General features: G+C 66.0%; 16 protein-coding genes. 6 read left to right on the forward strand and 10 right to left on the reverse strand.

What is annotated here, in order from left to right:
- Nucleotides 1–181: 181 nt before the first annotated feature.
- Both rho and AOP75_RS11600 read right to left on the reverse strand, forming a co-directional pair.
- Complete coding sequence (gene rho / locus AOP75_RS11595) at nt 182–2,089, reverse strand: transcription termination factor Rho (RefSeq protein WP_083966948.1); 1,908 nt, start codon at nt 2,087–2,089, stop codon at nt 182–184.
- Between the two features lie 282 nt (nt 2,090–2,371).
- On the reverse strand, nt 2,372–4,051 hold the full coding sequence (locus AOP75_RS11600; RefSeq protein ID WP_062079245.1) for an MFS transporter: 1,680 nt from the start codon (nt 4,049–4,051) through the stop codon (nt 2,372–2,374).
- Nucleotides 4,052–4,312: 261 nt separating this feature from the next.
- Between AOP75_RS11600 and AOP75_RS11605 the strand changes: the two genes are divergently transcribed.
- The 4 genes from AOP75_RS11605 to AOP75_RS11620 all read left to right on the forward strand — a co-directional run bounded on the left by AOP75_RS11605 (nt 4,313) and on the right by AOP75_RS11620 (nt 7,206).
- A complete protein-coding gene (locus AOP75_RS11605) occupies nt 4,313–4,756 on the forward strand; it encodes a DUF6325 family protein (protein ID WP_062079246.1) in 444 nt (147 codons plus the stop codon).
- Between the two features lies 1 nt (nt 4,757).
- Entirely contained in the window at nt 4,758–5,111 is a 354-nt protein-coding gene (locus AOP75_RS11610; RefSeq protein WP_062079247.1) for an SHOCT domain-containing protein, read from the forward strand.
- Nucleotides 5,112–5,183: 72 nt separating this feature from the next.
- The gene (locus AOP75_RS11615; protein ID WP_062079248.1) at nt 5,184–5,936 is read left to right on the forward strand and encodes a trimeric intracellular cation channel family protein; all 753 of its coding nucleotides are present in this window, start codon (nt 5,184–5,186) and stop codon (nt 5,934–5,936) included.
- A gap of 76 nt (nt 5,937–6,012) precedes the next feature.
- Nucleotides 6,013–7,206, forward strand: coding sequence for an ROK family transcriptional regulator (locus AOP75_RS11620; protein WP_062079249.1), 1,194 nt, complete (start codon nt 6,013–6,015; stop codon nt 7,204–7,206).
- A 202-nt stretch (nt 7,207–7,408) separates the two neighbouring features.
- Here the strand turns inward: AOP75_RS11620 and AOP75_RS11625 are convergent, their stop codons facing one another.
- The 3 genes from AOP75_RS11625 to AOP75_RS11635 form a co-directional block, all read right to left on the reverse strand.
- Nucleotides 7,409–8,410, reverse strand: a complete 1,002-nt coding sequence (locus AOP75_RS11625) for a sugar phosphate isomerase/epimerase family protein (protein WP_062079250.1) — start codon at nt 8,408–8,410, stop codon at nt 7,409–7,411.
- 49 nt (nt 8,411–8,459) lie between these two features.
- Nucleotides 8,460–9,632: a Gfo/Idh/MocA family protein gene (locus AOP75_RS11630; RefSeq protein ID WP_236683167.1), complete on the reverse strand. Its 1,173-nt coding sequence runs from the start codon at nt 9,630–9,632 to the stop codon at nt 8,460–8,462.
- A gap of 93 nt (nt 9,633–9,725) precedes the next feature.
- Nucleotides 9,726–10,793 carry a substrate-binding domain-containing protein gene (locus AOP75_RS11635; RefSeq protein WP_062079251.1) on the reverse strand — a complete coding sequence of 356 codons (1,068 nt, stop codon included), beginning with the start codon at nt 10,791–10,793 and terminating at the stop codon, nt 9,726–9,728.
- 319 nt (nt 10,794–11,112) lie between these two features.
- Between AOP75_RS11635 and AOP75_RS11640 the strand changes: the two genes are divergently transcribed.
- Together AOP75_RS11640 and AOP75_RS11645 are read left to right on the forward strand one after the other, a co-directional pair.
- On the forward strand, nt 11,113–12,633 hold the full coding sequence (locus tag AOP75_RS11640; protein WP_083966950.1) for a sugar ABC transporter ATP-binding protein: 1,521 nt from the start codon (nt 11,113–11,115) through the stop codon (nt 12,631–12,633).
- Complete coding sequence (locus AOP75_RS11645; protein WP_062079252.1) at nt 12,630–13,694, forward strand: ABC transporter permease; 1,065 nt, start codon at nt 12,630–12,632, stop codon at nt 13,692–13,694. The genes AOP75_RS11640 and AOP75_RS11645 overlap by 4 nt, the downstream gene beginning before the upstream one ends.
- A gap of 172 nt (nt 13,695–13,866) precedes the next feature.
- Here the strand turns inward: AOP75_RS11645 and AOP75_RS11650 are convergent, their stop codons facing one another.
- The 5 genes from AOP75_RS11650 to thrB form a co-directional block, all read right to left on the reverse strand.
- The gene (locus tag AOP75_RS11650; RefSeq protein ID WP_201774164.1) at nt 13,867–15,864 is read right to left on the reverse strand and encodes an ABC transporter ATP-binding protein; all 1,998 of its coding nucleotides are present in this window, start codon (nt 15,862–15,864) and stop codon (nt 13,867–13,869) included.
- The gene (locus AOP75_RS11655; RefSeq protein ID WP_062079253.1) at nt 15,864–17,648 is read right to left on the reverse strand and encodes an ABC transporter ATP-binding protein; all 1,785 of its coding nucleotides are present in this window, start codon (nt 17,646–17,648) and stop codon (nt 15,864–15,866) included. The genes AOP75_RS11650 and AOP75_RS11655 overlap by 1 nt, the downstream gene beginning before the upstream one ends.
- 166 nt (nt 17,649–17,814) lie before the next feature.
- Complete coding sequence (locus AOP75_RS11660; RefSeq protein WP_062079254.1) at nt 17,815–18,408, reverse strand: GNAT family N-acetyltransferase; 594 nt, start codon at nt 18,406–18,408, stop codon at nt 17,815–17,817.
- A gap of 49 nt (nt 18,409–18,457) precedes the next feature.
- Entirely contained in the window at nt 18,458–19,147 is a 690-nt protein-coding gene (locus tag AOP75_RS11665; protein WP_062079275.1) for a ThuA domain-containing protein, read from the reverse strand.
- 138 nt (nt 19,148–19,285) lie between these two features.
- Complete coding sequence (thrB, locus tag AOP75_RS11670; protein ID WP_439645204.1) at nt 19,286–20,185, reverse strand: homoserine kinase; 900 nt, start codon at nt 20,183–20,185, stop codon at nt 19,286–19,288.
- Nucleotides 20,186–20,213 lie beyond the last annotated feature (28 nt).

Below are 20,213 nucleotides of genomic sequence, written 5' to 3' on the forward strand. Positions count from 1 at the left end.
TTGAGTGCCGAAAGGCCGCTGACCTCGGCACTGAGTGACTGTCAGCGCGCTGAATCGCTCCGGGCCGGGACGATGCGGGGGCCGGGCGGGGCGGCGAGGGCGCCACGTTGCGGGCGTGAGACAAACGCCAAGGCCCCGGGCCAACCTTGCGGTCAGTCCGGGGCCTTGGCGGTGCGAAGTACTACTTCGACAAAGCGTCGTCCCCACCCGGGGTGGTCTTGGCCACCTGCATGAGGAACTCGGCGTTGGTCTTATTCTCCTTGAGCTTGCCCAGCAGCAGCTCGGTCGCGGCGACAGGCTCCAGCGCGGACAGCACACGGCGAAGCTTCCACATGACCTTGAGTTCTTCGGAGGTCACGAGAATCTCCTCGCGGCGGGTGCCGGACGAGTTGACGTCCACCGCCGGGAAGATGCGGCGGTCGGCAAGCTGGCGCGACAGGCGCAACTCCATGTTGCCGGTGCCCTTGAACTCCTCGAAGATGACCTCGTCCATCTTGGAGCCTGTGTCGACCAGCGCGGTGGCGAGGATCGTCAGCGAACCGCCGTTTTCGATGTTGCGCGCAGCACCGAAGAACTTCTTGGGCGGGTACAGCGCGGCCGAGTCAACACCACCGGAGAGGATGCGGCCAGAGGCCGGGGCGGCGAGGTTGTACGCGCGGCCCAGGCGGGTAATGCCATCGAGCAGCACGACCACGTCCTGGCCGAGTTCCACAAGGCGCTTCGCACGCTCGATGGCGAGTTCCGCCACCTGCGTGTGGTCGCCTGCGGGGCGGTCGAAGGTCGAGGCAATGACCTCACCCTTCACCGAACGCTGGAAGTCGGTGACCTCCTCGGGGCGCTCGTCGACCAGCACCACCATGAGGTGGACCTCGGGGTTGTTCGCGCTGATCGCGTTGGCGATGGACTGCATCACCAAGGTCTTACCGGCCTTGGGCGGCGACACGATGAGTCCGCGCTGTCCCTTACCGATCGGAGCGACAATGTCGATCACACGGTTGGTGAGGTTCCGGGACTCAGTCTCGAGGTGCAGACGCTCCTGCGGGTACAGCGGGGTGAGGTCGCCGAACTCCTTGCGCTGGCGCGCCTCCTCCGGCGAGACGCCGTTGACCGTGTCGACGCGGGCGAGCGCGTTGAACTTCTGACGCTGGCCACGCTCGCCCGGGCGGGGCGGGCGCACGGCGCCGGTGACGGCGTCACCCTTGCGCAGGCCGTACTTGCGAATCTGGTTCATCGAAACGTACACGTCTGACTTGCCAGCGAGGTAGCCCGTGGTGCGAATGAAGGCGTAGTTGTCGAGGACGTCGACGATGCCGCCGACGGGGCTGAGCTCCTCGTCCTCGCGCACCTCGTCCTCGTCCTGACGGCCGCCCTGGTTGTTGTCGTTGCCACGCTCGTCGCGGCCGCGACCACGCCCGCGACCACGGCCACGGCGGCGGCGTCCGCCGCGCTCGTCGTCGTCGTCTTGACGGTTGTTGCCACCGCGGTCGTTGTTGTTGCGGTCGTTATTGCCGGTGCGCTCGTTGTTGTTGCGCTCGCCGCGGTCGTTGTTATTGCGGTCGTTGCTGTTGCGACCGCCCTTGTCCTGACCGCCCTGGTTGTCGGCGTTCTTGCCCGCATCCTTGCCGGGCTCGTTGCCGGTGCTGGCAAGCTGGACCGCCTCGGCCGCGCGGCGTGCGCGGTCCGAACGGTCCTCGCCCTGACCAGCGCCAGACTGCGAGTTACCCGACTGTGCCTGGGCGTCGTCCTTGCCGTTGTCAGCGGTTGGCTGAGCACCGCCGGACTTCTTCACGGGGCCGCCCTCGCTCTTGGCGCGGGTGTTGCGGCGAGCAGGCTTGTCCGCCTTCGCCTCAGAAGCGTCGCCGCCCTGCTTGGAGGCGTCGCCGCCCTGGTTGGCCTCGGGGGCCGTGGTGGCAGGAGCTGCCTTCGCAGGCACCACACCACCGTTCTGAATCGCTTGAATAAGGTCGCCCTTGCGCAACTTCTTCACACCCGAGACGCCCAATTCGGACGCTAGAGCCTGGAGTTGCGGCAGTTTCATGGCGCTGAGAGCCGCGCTGTTATCCGCTGCGGCCGCTGTCGTGTCGGTCACGCTGATCCTTCCCTCGCACGAGCCAGGGTGGCTCTTGATCGAGTGCGAGAATCCCTTGATTAGGCGCCGGGGTGTGCGCGTACGCCATCGTCCGCAAACGCCTGAGTGCCGAGGGATCGCTGTCCGCCGGGGCCCTGATGCCGACCGGGGGAAGCAAGTCCACGATACCACCGCACGAGGACGACGCCCAACACTCGGCCCCCGCGTGTGAAACCGGGCACGAATGCGCCGTCAACCGGCCCTGCCGCGAGGTGGGCGGCGACGTGTCGGGGCACCGTTCGGTTAACGGTCGGCGGGGTCGGGCGAGGCGCCGTCACCGGGCAGCGACGGCTCCCGCCGGGAGCGCGCCGCTTTCTCAGCTGGCTCCCCCGATTCGGTGTGCGGCCCAGCGGGAGCGGGCGGCGATGGCGTCGCCGCTTCGTCAACTCCAGGGAGTCGCTTGGGCAGCAGCCAGTGGACGAGGACCAGGGCAACGATGGGGACAGCAAGCATCACGAGGCTCGTCAGCTGGAGGGCTTGGGCGAAGGGCTCCCGGATGGCCTCCGTGACGGCTGCGGCCTGCTCCGGGTCAAGCACCGTCGCGCCGCCCGCAGAAGGCGAGGTCGACGTGCCCTGAGAGGCCTCCATGGCCCGGCGCACGTCTTCCGAGGTATAGCCGGCAGCTTCGAGGTCGTCCGAGGCAAGCCCTCGCAAAAACAGCGTGCCGACGAGGGTGAACACCACTGGGCCAAGTGAGTAGAAGGTCTGGCCGAGCCCGGACTTCACACCCGCGATTGAACCTCCGAGCTCGCGGGGGGCAAAGCTCATCATGAGGTTTGCCTCGGGAGTCTGCGACAGCGCATTGCCCACCGACAGCGCGGCGAACGCGAGAATGACCAGCCACATGGGTGACCCTGCGGCCAGCGAGGCAAAGATCAACGCGGTGGCGGCCAACACCGACAGCCCGATCATCATGGTCTTGCGGTTGCCGCGCACCACGATGGAGCGCCCGGCCCAGTTGGCGGCGAAGGCCTGCAAAATAGCCGCGGGGATAAAGAGCAGCCCCACAATGGCCGCCGAGCGCCCCTCCACGACGACGAGGTAGTACGACACCAGCAGGGTGAACCCGCCGTTGAAAAAGTTGAACACGGCGCCGCCCACGACACCCGCGTTGAACGGCTTGCGCTGAAAGAGCCGCAAGTCCAGCGCGGGCTGCTCCACCCGCTTTTCGACCATGATGAACGCCACCATGCCCGCGACGCCGATTCCCAATGGCACCAGCGACGCGGCGTTAATGCCGTCTTGAAGCTTCGAAATCCCGTAGACGATCCCCACGAGCGTCACGGCCGCGAGCGCGATGCCAGGGACATCGAACTTGCGGCCAGCGGCCTTGGGGATGGTGTCAAAGTACCGCCACGCGATGAGCGCAGTCACGAGGCCAAAGAGCGCGAAGACCAAGAACCCGGCGCGCCAGTGCAGCCACGTTGACACGAGCCCGGCGATTGCGGGCATGGGCGCGCACGCGGCGAAGGACACCGCGAGGTACATCCCGATCGCACGGGGACGCTGCTCAGGGGGGAACGACGAGTTCACGATGGTGAGGGACAGCCCGAGCAAGAACGCGAACCCAATGCCGACGACGGTGCGCGCCACCATCAAGAACACAAAGTCCGGCGCGAGCGCCACGAGCACCTCGCCCGCCGCGGTGATGAGCGCACCGACGATGAACATCTTCTTCTTGCCAAGGATGTCGCCCAGGACCCCTGCGCCCAGAATGGTCGCGGCCAGCATGAGCGTGGCGAGCGAGGCAATGAACGCCGTCTGGGATCCGCTGAGCGAAAGGTCTGCCCGGATGTCAGCGATGTTGGCGGAGAAGATCGCCGGGTCCGCGCCCGTGATGGCGAAGCCCACGCCGCACCCAATCAGCAGGAGCCACTGCTTGGTCGTGAACTTGTGAGATACCGCCGCAGGTGCTTGAGCCACGCCCGTTCCTCCGTCTGCGCTCGCGGATCGGCCACGGGCGGCGACGTTGCGCACCCCCACCCGATTCGGTGGTACCCGGACCACAGGTCTGGGCATTGTCGCCAGACTAGCGCGCATAACCGACGCGGTGCGCGGCAGCGAGTGCGGGGCCGGCGGGTCCAGTGCCGTCGGCAGCGCTTGCCGGTGTCCGACCCTGGCAATAACCTGCCAAGTGACGGGGTCGCATACGACTCCGCATCCACCGACGAGAGGATCTGGCCCATGACCTTGGGACCCATCGAGATCGTGGTGATCGGTTTTGAATCCGGCAAGTTCAATGGGGCGATCGTGTCCGAACTGAACTCGCTGGTGGAAGCCGGCACCATTTCCGTCATTGACGGTGTGTTTGTCCGTCGAGACAGCGAGGACGACCTCACCTATCTGGAACTCGACCAGCTCAATGACGATGAGGAAGCATCCAAGCTCGCCGACGTGTTGGACCGAGTCGATGGACTGGTGTCAGAGGAGGACGTCGAGGAACTCGCGTCAGAGCTACCGGTAGGTGGCGCCGCCGCCATGCTGGTCTTCGAACACACCTGGATCAAGCCCTTGCGTGACGCCATCACCACGGCCGGCGGTGAACTCGTGGACACCATCCGCGTGCCCGGCCCGGTAGTGCAAGAAGTCCTCGACGAGATCGAGGCGCTCGAAAGCGAGGAGAACTGACATGGTCCGTCGAGTAGGACGCCCCGGATTGCTGGGCACGATGGCACGCACCGCCGTGATCTCCGGCACCGCGACAGCGGTGTCTGGCAACGTGGCACGTCGCCAGGCAGGACGTGCGCAATCGCGCCAGCAGGCGCAGTATGACGAGCAGCAGCGTCAGGCCCAGGTGCAGGCGCACGAGGCACAGCTAGCGCAGATGCAGGCGCAGCAGGCGGCGCCTGCCGTCCAAGCCGCGCCGGCCGCATCTGGAGGCGATGACCTCATGGCACAACTGAGCAAGCTCGCGGACATGAAGGCCGCCGGAGTGCTCTCTGACGCCGAGTTCGCCGCGGCCAAGGCCAAGTTGCTCGGTTGAGCCAGGTGAGGGCCGATGCCCCGCTGAGCCGGGCATCGGCCCTCACCTCCCGCCTGACCTTAGGCTGAGCACATGCCTGAGGTGCTCGGAGTCCCCTTGGCGATCAACTTGGTCGCCGTCTTCGTTGGCGCGCTACTGGGCACGATTCGCGCTGGAGAAGACGAGCACACGGACCTGGTCGGCGTGTTCACGCTCGCCGCTGCGCTGGGCTTCGGCGGCGGACTCGTGCGTGATGTACTGCTGGGCAACCTCCCGCCCGCCGCCTTTCGCGACCCGCGCTATCTCATGGCCGCTGCCGCCGCCACCATCATTGGCGCCATCGCCCTGTTCTACTTGCGCAAACTCGCAAAGGTGCTGTGGGCGCTCGACACCCTTGCCATTGGCCTCTTCGCGTGTGTGGGTGCAAACGCCGCCGTGCTCGCCGGGCTCCAGCCCGTAGCCGTGGTGCTGATCGGCACCTGCGCATCTGTGGGCGGCGTGATCATCGCTGATGTGCTCCAAGGCAGGCCGTCATCGATCATGTATGTGGGCCCGCCCAATGCGGTGGCAGGTCTCGCTGGCGCCGCCACCTACACCGCGCTGTACCCCTACCTCGAAGAGTTCTGGGTGGTCATCGCCGCCGTCGTGGTGACACTCGCGGTACGCCTCACGGGCCCAGTATTCCACCTCACCATCCCGCAGCCACGGCGCGCGGCGTACCAAGTAAAGATTCGCCGCGAGCGCGAACGCAAAGACCGCGAGCGCACCCTTCGCCGGGCACAGCGCAACTCAAAGCGCAGCGAACAGCCTCCTCAGAGCAATCACGGCGACGACCGCCACTTTTGACGCCAGGCAAACAAAAGTTGATGCGACCTGTGTCCAAAACGTCCATTCTGAGCGTCGCGTCGGATAACATCGGAGGATGATTGATCCGCGCGGGCAAGAGACCCTATCGGGCTCCGCGCAGTCGGAGATCTTCCAGATTTTGCGAGACGGCCGGCCCCGCACGCGCTCAGAGTTGGCCACCCTCACAGGGCTGGCGCGCTCTACTGTTGCCGCCCGAGTGGACGCCCTCCTTTCTGCCAAGCTCATCCGTTCCGTCGCGGACGCGGCCTCCACGGGCGGGCGCCCGTCTCGGCAGTTCTCGTTCGACGGCACGCACCAAGGGGTCCTTGGCGTGGACATTGGCGCCACGCACGCTCACATTGGCATCTCAGATATGCGCGGCACGCTCCTCAGCGACACGTGGGAGACCATGCCGGTCGCCGATGGCCCCGACAAGGTCCTGGGGTGGGCGATCGATGAGGGCAAGCGCCTGCTGAAGGACATGCCGGACGCGGGGTTCATCCGCGCGGTCGGCGTGGGCCTGCCTGGGCCAGTCGAGCACATGACTGGTCGGCCAGTGGACCCGCCGATCATGCCCGGGTGGGATCGCTTCGACGTGCCCGGCATGCTCGGTGACGCCTTTGGTGTGCCCGCGCTGGTCGACAACGACGTGAACGTGATGGCCATGGGTGAGCGCAACGAGCACTGGCCAGACATCGAGGACCTGCTGTTTGTGAAGGTCTCCACGGGGATTGGCGCGGGGGTCTACTCCGGGGGACGTGTCCAGCGTGGCGCGCAAGGAATCGCAGGCGATATTGGCCACGTCTTTGTGCCGGGCGCTGACGACGTGGTGTGCAGGTGCGGCTCGATGGGCTGCCTCGAAGCCGTCGCGGCTGGTCCTGCGATAGCCGCCACGTTGCGCGAGGCCGGGCTCGACGTCCACAGCCCACAGGATGTGGTCGCGGCAGTGTTGCAGGGCGACATCGAAGCGGTGCGAGCAGTGCGCGAAGCCGGCAGGGTCATCGGACAGGTCCTGACAACCTGTGTCAGCCTGATCAATCCCGCTCTCATTGTGCTCGGCGGTCCCATTGCGAACGCGGGTGACCACCTGCTGGCCGGCGCGCGGGAGGTCATTTACACCCGCTCCACCCCGCTCGCCAGCGGATCGCTCCAGATCGTCAAGTCGCGCGGCGGCGACAAAGCCGCGGTCGCCGGCGCATGTTCCATGGCGATCCAGCACGCGCTGTCCGCCGACAGTGTCGAGGCGCTCATTCGCGACACCGCGCTCTAGCCAAGAAGTGGCGCACGCCCGCCCCTCCCAGAACGCAGCTGGCCCGCCCCTTCTGAGAAGAGACGGGCCATGCGGCACCCACCCGGACACCGCGCCTGTACTTCGTGGACGCCGCCGCAGGCCACGCCCGCGTACGGAACCCGCGGAGGCATCGGCCCAGGGCCGTCGGCCCCGCTCTCACCAGCGGGGCCGACGCCGCGCGTTAGTCCTTGGTGCTGAACGCCGCATCGAAGGCAGCGTCGGGAGCGTCGAACGCGTACCGCCGCACAAACTGCAGGGCCTCGGGTGCGCCCACCAGGCGGTCCATCCCCGCGTCCTCCCACTCCACCGACAGCGGGCCTTCATAGCCGATGGCGTTGAGCATCCTGAACGCGTCCTCCCAGGGCACGTCGCCGTGCCCGGTGGAGATGAAGTCCCAGCCACGGCGCGGGTCGGCCCACGCCAGGTGAGAGCTCAGACGACCGTTGCGACCGTTAAGGCGGCGGCGGGTGTCCTTGCAATGCACGTGATAGATGCGGTCCTGGAAATCCCACAGGAATCCGACCGGGTCGATGTCCTGCCACACCATGTGACTGGGATCCCAGTTGAGGCCAAAGGACTCGCGGTGGCCGATCGCCTCGAGGGTCTTCTTGGCCGTCCAGTAGTCGTAGGCAATCTCGCTGGGGTGCACCTCCAGGGCAAAGCGCACACCCACCTCCTCGAACACATCGAGAATGGGGTTCCAGCGGTCCGCGAAGTCCTGATAGCCAGCCTCCACCATGTCCGCGGGGACGGGCGGGAACATCGCGACGGTCTTCCAGATCGCGGACCCGGAAAAGCCCACTACGGTGGACACGCCCAGTTTTGCGGCCATGCGCGCGGTGTCCTTCATCGCATCTGCCGCGCGCTGGCGTACGCCCTCGGGGTCACCGTCGCCCCACACGGCAGGCGGCAAAATTTCTTCGTGGCGGCGATCAATGGGATCGTCGCACACGGCCTGACCGGTGAGGTGATTGGAAATGGCCACGATGGCCAGCCCGTGGCTGGCCATGAGGTCGAGGCGGCCCTTGACGTACTCGGCGTCGTCCCACCGAGAGACATCGAGGTGGTCGCCCCAGCACGCGAGCTCGAGGCCGTCATAGCCCCACCCGGCCGCGAGGGAAGCCACTTCTTCTAGGGGAAGGTCGGCCCATTGGCCGGTGAACAAGGAAATTGGTCGCGCCATTGCGGTAGTCCTCTCGTTACTGACGTCGGTGTGTTCTACGGCTCCGCGCTTACGCGGCGGCCGTGCTGGTCCATGCGCTACCGGCACCGGAACTGCGTTCAACGGCGTCGAGCACGCGCTGCACCTGGTAGCCGTCTTCAAAGGACGGACGTGGCTGCTCGCCGCTGGCGATGGCCTCGATAAAGTCCTTCGCCTGGTGACTGAAGCCATGCTCGTAGCCGAGCATGTGGCCAGGGGGCCACCACGCCGCCATATAGGGGTGGTCCGCCTCCGTCACGTAAATCCGGCGGAAGCCCTGTTCCGTCGCAGGCGCTGTGGCGTCGTAGTACTGCACAGCGTTCATGTCCTCGAGGTTGAACAGGATCGATCCCTTGTCCCCCGCAACCTCCACCTGCAACGCGTTCTTGCGCCCCGTGGCGAAGCGCGTTGCCTCGAACACTCCCACCGCGCCGGAGTCAAAGCGCCCGGTAAAGGCGGCAAAGTCGTCGACCGTGACGGGGCCAGTGCCCTCGCCGGCGGAACCCGACAGTCCCTGGCCCTGACCCAGCACGGGACGTTCCTTGACGAAGGTCTCGATGGTGCCGCTCACCGTCGCGAGGGAATCCGCCGTGATGTACTGGGCAAGGTCGACGGCGTGAGCACCAATGTCGCCAAGAGCGCCTGATCCAGCCTTGGACTTATCCATGCGCCACGTGAGCGGCGCCTGCGGGTCGGCGAGCCAGTCTTGTAGATACTGCGCCCTGACCTGCCGGACGGTGCCGACCGCGCCGCGCGCCACAAGATCGCGAGCGAACGTCGCCGCAGGAACGCGACGATAGGTGAAGCCCACCATCGCGTAGATGCCGTTCTGCGCGGCGGTGTGTGCCGCCTGGGCCATCCGCCTCGCCTCATCCACGGTGTTGGCCAGCGGCTTCTCGCACAGCACGTGCTTGCCAGCCTCGAGCGCCGCGATCGCCATGTCGCAGTGAAGGTTGCCGGGCGTCACGATGTCTACGATGTCGATGTCGTCGCGCGCGATCGTGGCGGCGAAGTCCTCGCTGGACTCCTCCCACCCCCACGCCTGCGCGAGCTGGGCATTCTTGTCGGGGTTGCGCCCCACCATGACGGCCATCTGGGGCCGCAGGGGCAGGTCAAAGAAGCGGGGCGCCACGCGCCAGCCCTGGGAGTGTGCCGCTCCCATGAAGCCGTTGCCGATCATCGCCACGCGAGCATTCTTGGTCATGCTTGTGCACTCTTTCCGTCTGAGTCGGTTCCGTCGGGAACGGAAGGGAACTGGATGGGCCGGGGCGCGCGGTGGCGCGCCCCGGCCGGCTCCTTACGACTCGAACCCGTACTCGATGTACTCGTCGACGTTGTCCGCCGTGACCACAGGAGCGTCCAGCACGATGCGGTGCGGGACTCCTGGCGAGGCCAGGTCGTTCATGTCCTTGCCCTGGGCGAGCAGGCGGGCGAGTGCCACGCCGTCAGCTGCCTGGGTCGAGGGGTAGATGACCGTTGCCTGGAGGACGGTGTCGCCTTCCTTGATGTCGTTCATCGCGTTGAGCGAACCTGCACCGCCCACCATGAAGAACTCGTCGCGTCCGGCCTCATCGATGGCCGCGAGGACGCCGATGCCCTGGTCGTCATCGTGGTTCCAGATGGCGTCGAACTCGGGGTTCGCGGACAGCAGCTGGGCCGTCACTTCCTGGCCGCCGGCGATGGTGAAGTCGGCAGCAACCCTCGCGGACACGGTGATCCCGCACTCCGCAAGCGCGTCGTTGAAGCCCGCAGTGCGGTCCTGGGTGAGCGGGAGCGAGTCGATGCCCGCGATCTCGCCGACGATCGCCGACGCCGGGTCGTCGACGTTCTCGCAGATGTAGGTACCTGCGCTCACGCCCATGCCGTAGTTGTCACCGAGGATGGTGACGCGTGCGGCCTCGGTGGACGAGAACTCACGGTCCACGTTCACGACGGGGACGCCGGCGTTCATGGCGTTGATGGCGGCTTCCGTCAAGGCAGCGCCGTCTGTCGGCAGCAGCACAATGGCGTCGACGCCGTCGTTGACGAACGTCTCGACCTGGCTGATCTGCAGGTTGGCGTCGTTGGTGCCCTCTGCCACGCGCAGGTCGACGTCGTCGTAGCTGTCGCCCTTGGCAATCGCGGCCGAGTTGATGGCGCCCAGCCAGCCGTGGTCTGCGGCGGGACCCGAGAAACCGATCACGACCGTCTCGCCGGCCTCATCGTTCGCGGTGCCGCCGTCCTCGGCGACCGCGGTGCTGTCGCCGCTGGCGTCGTCGGTGCTGTCCTCGCTGTCCGAGCTACATGCGGTGAGCAGCGCAGCGGTGGCGATAACTGCCGTTCCTGCTGCGAGCATCCTCCTGCGAGTGGAGCGGGGTGCGTTCATGGCTTCCTCCTGATGTGGATCACTGTCGTCATTGCCAGCGATGCGGCTCATTCAGGGCCCGCGTCGCGGGGGCGACGGGGTCTTGTGATGTCCACACTGACAATCGTCACGCTAGCACCATCGAGCGCCCAATGCGCAACTTTTGTTTGTCTCTCGTCATAACGTTTTGGCAACAGAAGTTCCCAGCCGAAGTACGCGCCACCGAACAAAATGCCTGCTATTTAACCCTGTAGCGACCCGTCATGCCTATGAGACCTCACACGACACCCCCAGCCGCCGCTCTTGCGGTCCGCCATAAGGGGCGTGTTATGTTCGCTTCGTGATCAAAGACGACCACCCCGCGTCACTACTCGAGGTACGGGGCCTCATCAAGACCTTTGGAAGCGCCCGAGCGTTGCAGGGCGTCACACTCGACGTGCGCCCGGGAGAGGTGCACTGTGTGCTCGGCCAAAACGGCGCCGGCAAGTCGACCCTGATCAAGACCCTGTCCGGCGCCCACCAGCCGGACGAGGGCGAGATCAGATGGAACGGCGAGGTTGTCACCATCGACAACCCTGTGGCCGCGCTCGAGCTCGGCATTGCCACCATGTACCAAGAACTCGACGTCGTGGACGGACTGTCCATCGCGGAGAACATCTTCTTGGGCCACGAGTTGGAGACCGGCGGTGTGCTCAAGCGACGTGAGGCCAATAAACGCACCCGCGCATTGATGCAGCGGCTGGGACACCCGCAGCTCAGCCCCACGCGCGAGGTTGGCACGCTGTCCCCCGCCAACCAGCAGATTGTGTCGATGGCGCGTGCGCTGTCCCACGACATCCAGCTGATGATCATGGATGAGCCCTCGGCGGTGCTGGACACGGAGGAGGTCAACAACCTGTTCCGCGTGGTCGATGAACTCACCAACCAGGGCATCGCGGTGATCTACATTTCGCACCGCCTCGAGGAGATCGAGCGCATTGGCGACCGCATCACGGTCCTCAAGGACGGCAAGTCGGTGGGGTCCAATCTTGCGGTCGCTGACACCCCCACGCGCGAACTCATTCCGCTCATGACCGGCACCGATGTCGAGCACGCTTTCCCCCAGCGCGCTCCGGTCGCCGACGACGCCCCCACCATCCTCGAGGTCTCCAACCTCAGCCTCGCTGGCACCTTCGACGGGGTCAACCTGTCCGTGAAGGCGGGCGAGATCGTGGGCCTGGCGGGACTGGTCGGCTCCGGACGCTCGGAGATCCTCGAGACCATCTACGGCCACCGCAAGGCCACCACCGGCACTGTCAAGGTGCACGGCAAGACGTTGCGACCAGGCTCGGTCAGCGCCGCAGTCAGCGCCAACATGGGGCTGTCGCCCGAGGAGCGCAAGAGCCAAGGCTTGCTGCTTGAGGAGCCGATCTACCGCAATGCCACGCTGTCGACCTTCGCGCGCTTCGCCAAGGGCGCACTGCTGGACGAGGGCGCAGAAAGGCGCGCGACCGAGGAGCAGATGAAGGCTCTCGAACTGCGGCCAGCCGAGCCCAACCGCATCACCCGCACGCTGTCTGGGGGCAACCAGCAGAAGATCATGCTGGCGCGCTGGCTCATTCACGGCACCGACGTGCTGATCCTCGACGAGCCCACCCGCGGCGTCGATGTCGGGGCACGCGTCGAGATTTACGGACTCATCCGTGACCTCGCGGCCGCCGGCACCGCCATCCTCGTGGTCTCTTCGGAGATCGAAGAGGTGCTGGGGCTCGCCGACCGCGTTCTTGTCCTGGCCGATGGCCATGTTCTTGATGAACGACCCACCTCCGAGATCGACGAGCACGGTGTGCTCGACCTCGTCATGAAGGGAAGTGCCGCGTGAGCGAGCCGACCACCACCCCCCAGTCCCCCGCCTCGTCGGAGGTAAGCACCACGCCCAGCGCGGACGAACCAAGCCTCGTCCAGCGTGCCTTCTCCTCCTCAGCCGGCCGCAACATCGGACTCGTGATCGGCCTCATCCTGCTGGTCATCGTGGGCGCCGTCACCGCAGGCGACAACTTCATGAACCTCGACAACATGCTGGTCATCGCCCGCCTCGCGTCGGTGATTGGCGTGGTCGCGATCGGCATGACCTTCGTGATCACCGCCGGCGGAATCGACCTCTCCGTGGGTTCAGTCCTGGGCCTGTCCTCCGTGGTCGCGTCCCTAGGCGCGATCCAGACGGCGGCGGACGGCTTCTGGCCACTGATGGTGTTCGTGGCCATCGCCGTCGGTGTCCTGGCGGGCCTGACAAACGGCCTCATCATCGCCTACGGCAAGGTCGTGGCATTCATCGCCACGGTCGCCATGCTGGCCGCGGCACGCGGACTCGCCGAGCTCATCTCGCAGCGTCAGACTCAGGTGGTCACGAACAACGGGTTCTTGGACTTCTTCCGCGGCGACCTGCTGGGCATCTCGTGGGTGGTGTGGATCTTTGCACTGACCGCGCTCGCAGGGTGGTTTGTCCTGAACCGCACCACCTTTGGGCGGCGCACCGTGGCCATCGGTGGAAACGCGACCGCCGCCCGCCTCGCCGGCGTGGCCGTCAAGCGCCACACCGTGTACCTGTACATGATTGCCGGCGCGTGCGCGGGAATCGGCGCCACCATGACGCTGGCCCGGACCACCGCAGGCACGTCCACCCACGGCATGCTGTACGAGCTCGACGCGATCGCGGCTGTGGTGGTCGGCGGCACCCTGCTGATCGGAGGCCGCGGCACGATCGGCGGCACCGTGCTGGGCGTGCTGCTGTTCGCGACGCTCAACAACGTGTTCACCCAGAACAACCTGTCCTCGTCGGTGCAGTTGGTCGCCAAGGGCATCATCATCGTGGGCGCCGTCATGCTGCAGCAGCGTTTCGCGAACCGAGAGGCGAGCTCCAGTTCCGGCGGAGGGGCCGGGTAGCACCACCCTCAGAGCGCAAGAAGGGCGGCCGTCCCCTCGGGGATGGCCGCCCTTCTTGCGTCACACGGACAGCCAGCAGATGCCCTCAAGTGGCACGATCTGCTCGTTACGGCTCCCTAAAACAACGAAATGGAGCCATTTGGCGGAAGGGTGGTGAGGGGGTAGCTGTGACTTATGCTCTTGGCTGGTCCTCCACCGGCGGCTCGTCGTCGCTCTCCGTCGTGCCCTCGATGGGCATCACCGGAGCGCCGGCCATGGTGGCGTCCGCGGTCATGGTGGGCAGTTCGCCTGTGGCCGGGGCGGGATCCTCGAGCTCGTCGATGGGCGCGGCGAACTGCGCTTCATAGAGCCGCGAATACGCGCCCTTGGCCGCGATGAGCTCCTCATGCGAGCCCTGCTCCACGATGTCGCCGTGCTCCATCACGAGGATCAAGTCGGCGTCCCGGATCGTGGAGAGGCGGTGCGCGATCACAAAGCTGGTGCGGTCCTTGCGCAGGTCCTCCATGGCGTGTTGCACCAACAGCTCCGTGCGGGTGTCAACGGAGCTCGTCGCCTCATCCAAGATCAGCACGGACGGCTGTGCGACGAAGGCGCGCGCGATCGTGATGAGCTGACGTTCGCCCACCGAGACGTTGGTGGCGTCGTCATCGATCACCGTGTCGTAGCCGTCCGGCAGCGAGTGCACAAAGCGGTCGACGTAGGCGGCCTTCGCGGCAGCGAGGATGTCATCCTCGCTCGCGTCTGGACGGCCGTAGGCGATGTTGTCGCGGATGGTGCCGCCAAAGAGCCAGGCGTCCTGCAACACCATTCCGGTACGCGAGCGGAGGTCCTCACGAGTCATCTGCGCAATGTCAGTGCCGTCGAGCGTGATGCGCCCGCCATCGAGTTCGTAGAACCGCATGATGAGGTTGACCAGCGTGGTCTTGCCAGCGCCCGTTGGCCCCACAATCGCGACCGTCTTGCCAGGTTCAGCGGTGAGGGACAGCCCGGAGATGAGCGGCTTGTCCTCCTCGTAGGAAAATTCCACGTCCTCGAACTGGAGGCGCCCGCGGAACTTCTGGGGCGTCTGGGCAGGCTCGGGGTCTGCGCTCTCGTCCTCAGCGTCCAGGAACTCGAACACGCGCTCAGCGCTGGCAACTCCGGACTGCAGCAGGTTGAACATTGAGCCCAACTGGCTGAGGGGTTGCTGGAACTGGCGCGAGTACTGGATGAACGCCTGGACGTCACCAATGGGCAGTGAGCCGCCAGCCACCATCACACCACCGACCACGGCGATGGCGACGTACACCAGGTTCCCGACGAACATCGCTGCCGGCATGATGATGCCGGAAATGAACTGCGCGCCAAAGCTCGCTTGGTAGAGCTCCTCGTTCTTGGCGTCAAACTCCTGCTGCGTCTTCGCCTGACGTCCAAACACCTTTACCAGCGAGTGGCCCGTGTAGGTCTCCTCGATAGTGCCGTTCAGCTCGCCCGTGTACTTCCACTGGTCCACGAACTTGACCTGCGAACGCTTAGCAACCTGCGCCACGATCAGCACGGTCAGCGGAATCGACACCACCGCAATCAGCGCCAGCAGCGGCGAGATCCACACCATCATGATGAGGACGCCAATGATGGTCAGCACGGAGGTGAAGAGCTGGCTCAGGGTCTGTTGCAGCGTCTGCGAAACGTTGTCGATGTCGTTGGTCACTCGGCTCAGCAACTCGCCGCGCGTGTGCCGGTCAAAGTAGCTCAGCGGGAGGCTGTGGACCTTCTCTTCCACGCGTTCGCGCAGTCGGTAGACCGTGCGCTGCGTCACGCCGTTGAGAATCCAGCCCTGCGCGAGCGCGAGGATGCCGGACGCGACGTAGATGACGACCACGATCCACAACGTGCGGTGCAGCGAGTCAAAGTCGATGCCAGTGCCCGTGACAAAACCTTCGAAGATGGTCGTGGTCGCGTTGCCCAACACCTTGGGCCCCACCACGGACAGCGCCACCGACCCAGCACCGAGCACGATCACGAGATAGACCAACCAGCGCTCCGGCGCCAGCTGCGCGAAGAGGCGCTTGAGCGACGGCCCAAAGTTCATGGCCTTCTCGGTTGGCATGCCTGCCGCTGGACCGTGGCCAGGGCCCCCGCCGCGCGGCCGTTGGGCGGTGACCGTTGCGGACTTCTTGTCCTCGCTCATCACGCCTCCTCCGCCCGCAGCTGGGTACTGACAATCTCTTGGTAGGTCTCCGAACTCGCCAGAAGTTCGTCGTGCGTGCCGCGCGCGACCACCTCGCCGTCCTCAAGTACCAAAATCAGGTCTGCCTCGACAATGCTGGACACGCGCTGCGCCACCACGATGACCGTGGCGTCAGCGGCGGCCTGAGCGAGCGCCGCCCGTAGGCGCGCATCGGTGGCGGTGTCGAGCGCACTGAATGAGTCATCGAACAACAGCACCTGAGGCTTGCGCACGAGTGCCCGCGCAATGGACAAACGCTGGCGCTGACCACCCGAGACCGTGGTCCCGCCCTGGGCGATCGCGGAATCGAGGCCGTCTGGCATCGCGCGCACAAAGTCGTCTCCCTGGGCGACCGTCAGGGCCTCCCACAGTTCCTCCTCCGTCGCATCCTGGGCGCCGTAGCGCAGGTTGGAGGCGACGGTGCCGGAGAACAGGTAGGGACGCTGCGGCACCAGTCCCATGCGCTGCCACAAGGCTTCCAGATCCGTGTCGCGCACGTCGACGCCGTCGATGCGGACGGCACCCGACGTGGCGTCATACAGGCGTGGCACCAATCCCACCAAGGTGGACTTTCCGGCGCCCGTCGAACCGATGATCGCGGTCGTCGTCCCCGGGCGGGCGGTGAACGACACATTCTTGAGGACGGGTTCCTCGGCCCCGGGATAGGCGAACGTGACGTCATCAAACTCGACCACCCCGGTCGCGCTCTCAGGAGTGTGAGCCCTCGCCGTCTCGCGCACGGACGTCTCGGTCGCGAGCACCTCGCTAATGCGGTCAGCCGACACGGACGCGCGCGGCACCATGACAAAGAGGAAGGTCGCCATCATCACGGCCATGAGGATCTGAATGATGTAGGTCAAGAAGGCGGTGAGGGCTCCCACCTCCATCTGCCCGTTCTCCACCCGTTCAGCACCGAACCACAACACCGCCACCGAGGAGATGTTCATCACGAGCATGACGATGGGGAACATCGCGGCCATGAGGCGGCCGGCCTTGTATGCGGATTCGGTGACCGCGGCGTTGGCATCGGCAAACCGGTCGCGCTCCTGAGGCTCACGCACAAAGGCGCGCACCACGCGGATGCCGGTGAGCTGCTCTCGCATGACACGGTTGACCACGTCGATGCGCTTTTGCATGCGCTGGAAGTGAGGAACCATGCGCCAGATGATGAGGATGACGGCGATCAAAAGCACGGGAATCGCGACCACTAGGATCCACGCCAAGGCGACGTCCTGATGCAGGGCCATAAACATGCCGCCGATCGCCATGAAGGGCGCAGTGACGAGCAGCGTGCAACTCATCAGCACCAACATTTGGACCTGTTGCACGTCGTTGGTCGAGCGGGTGATGAGGCTGGGCGCACCGAACCGCTGGACCTCATTCTCGGAGTAGGTCCCCACGCGTGCAAAGATCTTGGCGCGTAGGTCGCGCCCGACGGCCATCGCTACCTTGGCACCAAAGTAGACGGCGACAATGGAGCAAGCGATCTGCAGCAAGGACAGCACCAGCATGATGCCGCCCACGCGCCAGATGTACGGCACGTCTCCCGTCGCGACGCCATTGTCGATGATGTCGGCATTCAGGCTCGGCAGGTACAGGTTGGCAATCGAGGAGCCCAGCTGGAACAGGATCACGCCAGTCAGCGGCTGCCAGTAAGGCTTGACCGACTCGACGAGAAGGCCCCACAGGGTGCCCTCCTTGAACTGCTCCGTGGTGGACTCCTGGCGTTCCGCGAGCGCGGTCATGGATTCTCCTCACAGCACTGAGGCACCCGAAGGTGCCTGCATGACACGCCTCGCGCAGGCGGCGCGGGTCGTCACCGTTTCACTGTAACGCCTTGCACTGGTGCAACGTATACGTATCCGCTGTCAGTGAAGTGAGTCCGGCCGATGCCGGCATGAGGCTCCGCTTCTAGGCTTCAGCGGGCGAGATCGCGCGCACAAAGGCGTCGCCGGGCGACCCGGGCGCCACCTGAAAACCCACGCGGGGGTAGAACGCGGCCGCTCCCACGTTGGCGGGGTCGATACCGAGGTGGACCCCTGGCACACCGCGGTCGGCGAGGATAGCCACGGCGGCCTCGATGAGCTGGCGGCCAGCACCCTTGCCCTGCGCCTGGGGCAGCAAGTCAATGTGGAGATGGGCGGGGTAATCCTCGACGAGCGGCGTCATCATGCGTTCCGCGTTGGTCGCCGCGCGCAACAGGGTCTCGTCTGCCTCCGTTCGCAACGGGTGCGCGTGCGCGACCGACGGCCACCACGTACGCGTGAACCACGCCTGGAACGCAGCCGTGTCGCTCGTGCCGACGCAATATCCGATCGCGCCCTCTCCCTGGTCCCACACCAGCGCAAAGGAGCCGGGGCCGTCCAGGTACGGGGTGGCGTACACATCCGCGAGCGCGGTCTCATCCCCGTACATACCCGTCGCATCGCCTCCAGCGTTGCCAGTCAGCAGGCAAATGCGGGCAATGGCGTCGCGGTCAGCATCGGTCGCGGGGCGGATCGTCATGCGGCGAGCATAGTCGCGGCGGCCAGCACGGCAACACGAGCGCGCGAGGTCAGCGCGCCGCCCAATCCATGCCGCGTTCCACCACGCCGGCGACCTCGGGCCGCTCCAGAACATCAAGAGTGTGGCCCAGGGTGACGGCAAAGATGCGGCCCTTACCCCACTGGCGTGTCCACGCCACTGGCATGGTGAGCGGCTCATCCCACTCGTCACCGGCATCGGGCTTGAGTTCGCAGTCCAACAGCACCCGATTGTGCGAGTCGGTCAACACCCAATACTGCTCCGTCGACACGTCGAAGTCAGCGACATCAGCCGTGATGGGGTGCTGGCGTCCGTGTTCCGTGACGCGCACCGTGTAGTCGCGGTAGGGCTCCACGTCGGTGCGCCCGCGATTGGCGCCCGCGTGCGGATGTGCAGCAAACTGCGCGCCCACGAGTTGAAGGTAGTCCGGGGAGTTGCGGTACGAGTCGATCAGGCCGCCGTGCCATCCGGCCAGACCAGCGCCGCGAGCGACGGCCTCCCGCAGACCGTCGACCTCGTCGACCGTCGCGGAACCCATGGTCACGGACTGCACAATGAGGTCGTATCGCGACATCACCGTGGCATCTGCATAGATCTCTGGGGTGTCTTCGACGTCGTAGCTAAAGCCCAACTGCTCGAGCGTCGGGATGAAATGGTCAGTCGCAGCGACGGGATCGTGCCCGGGCCAGCCGCCGCGGACAATCAAACACAACCTGCTCATTGCCATCCTTTCGCGTCCTTGCGTGGAGCCATCCTAGGCCCGGGTCCGTCGTGACTGCCAGCATCAGCACTTACCGGCACGCACGTCACCGTGCGTTCGGGAGGCAGCGGCCGCGACCGGGCGCCTCCGTCGGCGGCGTCAGACGCGCCGCGTGGTCGCGCCCGGCACACGCTCAACCGAGCGGACCACGCGCCAGTTCTCGCCGCCAATACCGCGCGCCCACTGCGGCATGCCCTCGGCCAAACCGGCAGCCTCCAGGCCGCGCCCCAGCACCAAGACAGAAGGCCCGGCTCCCGAAACGACGGCAGCCAGGCCTTGGTCACGCAGATGCTTCAGCATCGCCATCGCCGCGGGCATGACCTCAGCACGGTACTGCTGGTGCAGGCGATCCTCGGTCGCGGCAAAAAGGTGGTCGTTCTGTCCGGCGAGTGCGCTCACCAGGAGCGCCGCGCGACCCACGTTGAACGCCGCGTCCGCGTGCGGCACCTGAGCGGGGAGAACAGAGCGAGCCTGCTTGGTGGGAAGCACGGAACCGGGCACGAGGACGGCTGTCTCCAGACCGTCGGCCATATCCACGGGCGTGGCGTGAGGGAGCGGCCCCTCCATCCATGCCACGGTCGCCCCACCCCAAATCGCGGGCGCCGCGTTGTCAGGGTGCCCCTCGAAGGACGTCGCGATCTGCAACGCAATCTCAGGCGAGAGGGCCTCGGGCTCCGCGATCAATCCACGGGCTGCGGAGATGCCTGCCACCACAGCGGCAGCCGACGACCCCAACCCGCGACCGTGCGGAATGCGGTTGATGGCGCGAATGGCCAGACCCGTCTGCGACGCTCCCACATGATCCAGGGCCGCCCGAAGCGCGCGCACGACCAGGTGTGATTCGTCACGCGGGAGGGAGTCAGCGCCCTCACCCTCGATGTCGAGCGTGACGCCAGTGGACGCCACAGCACGCACATGCAGTTCATCAGCCACGCCCAGCGCAAGGCCGAGCGAATCAAAGCCGGGACCAAGATTCCCCGCCGTCGCGGGAACGGTCACGACCACATGGTCAGCGCCCACACGCATG

The organism is Demequina globuliformis, from assembly GCF_000975155.1.
GTDB lineage: Bacteria > Actinomycetota > Actinomycetes > Actinomycetales > Demequinaceae > Demequina > Demequina globuliformis.

Bases quoted from the DNA above. Each gene is read 5' to 3' on its own strand.
- AOP75_RS11605 (WP_062079246.1), top strand. From the start codon at position 4,313: ATGACCTTGGGACCCATCGAGATCGTGGTGATCGGTTTTGAATCCGGC.
- AOP75_RS11610 (WP_062079247.1), top strand. From the start codon at position 4,758: ATGGTCCGTCGAGTAGGACGCCCCGGATTGCTGGGCACGATGGCACGC.
- AOP75_RS11615 (WP_062079248.1), top strand. From the start codon at position 5,184: ATGCCTGAGGTGCTCGGAGTCCCCTTGGCGATCAACTTGGTCGCCGTC.
- AOP75_RS11620 (WP_062079249.1), top strand. From the start codon at position 6,013: ATGATTGATCCGCGCGGGCAAGAGACCCTATCGGGCTCCGCGCAGTCG.
- AOP75_RS11625 (WP_062079250.1), bottom strand. From the start codon at position 8,410: ATGGCGCGACCAATTTCCTTGTTCACCGGCCAATGGGCCGACCTTCCC.
- AOP75_RS11630 (WP_236683167.1), bottom strand. From the start codon at position 9,632: ATGACCAAGAATGCTCGCGTGGCGATGATCGGCAACGGCTTCATGGGA.
- AOP75_RS11635 (WP_062079251.1), bottom strand. From the start codon at position 10,793: ATGAACGCACCCCGCTCCACTCGCAGGAGGATGCTCGCAGCAGGAACG.
- AOP75_RS11650 (WP_201774164.1), bottom strand. From the start codon at position 15,864: ATGAGCGAGGACAAGAAGTCCGCAACGGTCACCGCCCAACGGCCGCGC.
- AOP75_RS11655 (WP_062079253.1), bottom strand. From the start codon at position 17,648: ATGACCGCGCTCGCGGAACGCCAGGAGTCCACCACGGAGCAGTTCAAG.
- AOP75_RS11660 (WP_062079254.1), bottom strand. From the start codon at position 18,408: ATGACGATCCGCCCCGCGACCGATGCTGACCGCGACGCCATTGCCCGC.
- AOP75_RS11665 (WP_062079275.1), bottom strand. From the start codon at position 19,147: ATGAGCAGGTTGTGTTTGATTGTCCGCGGCGGCTGGCCCGGGCACGAT.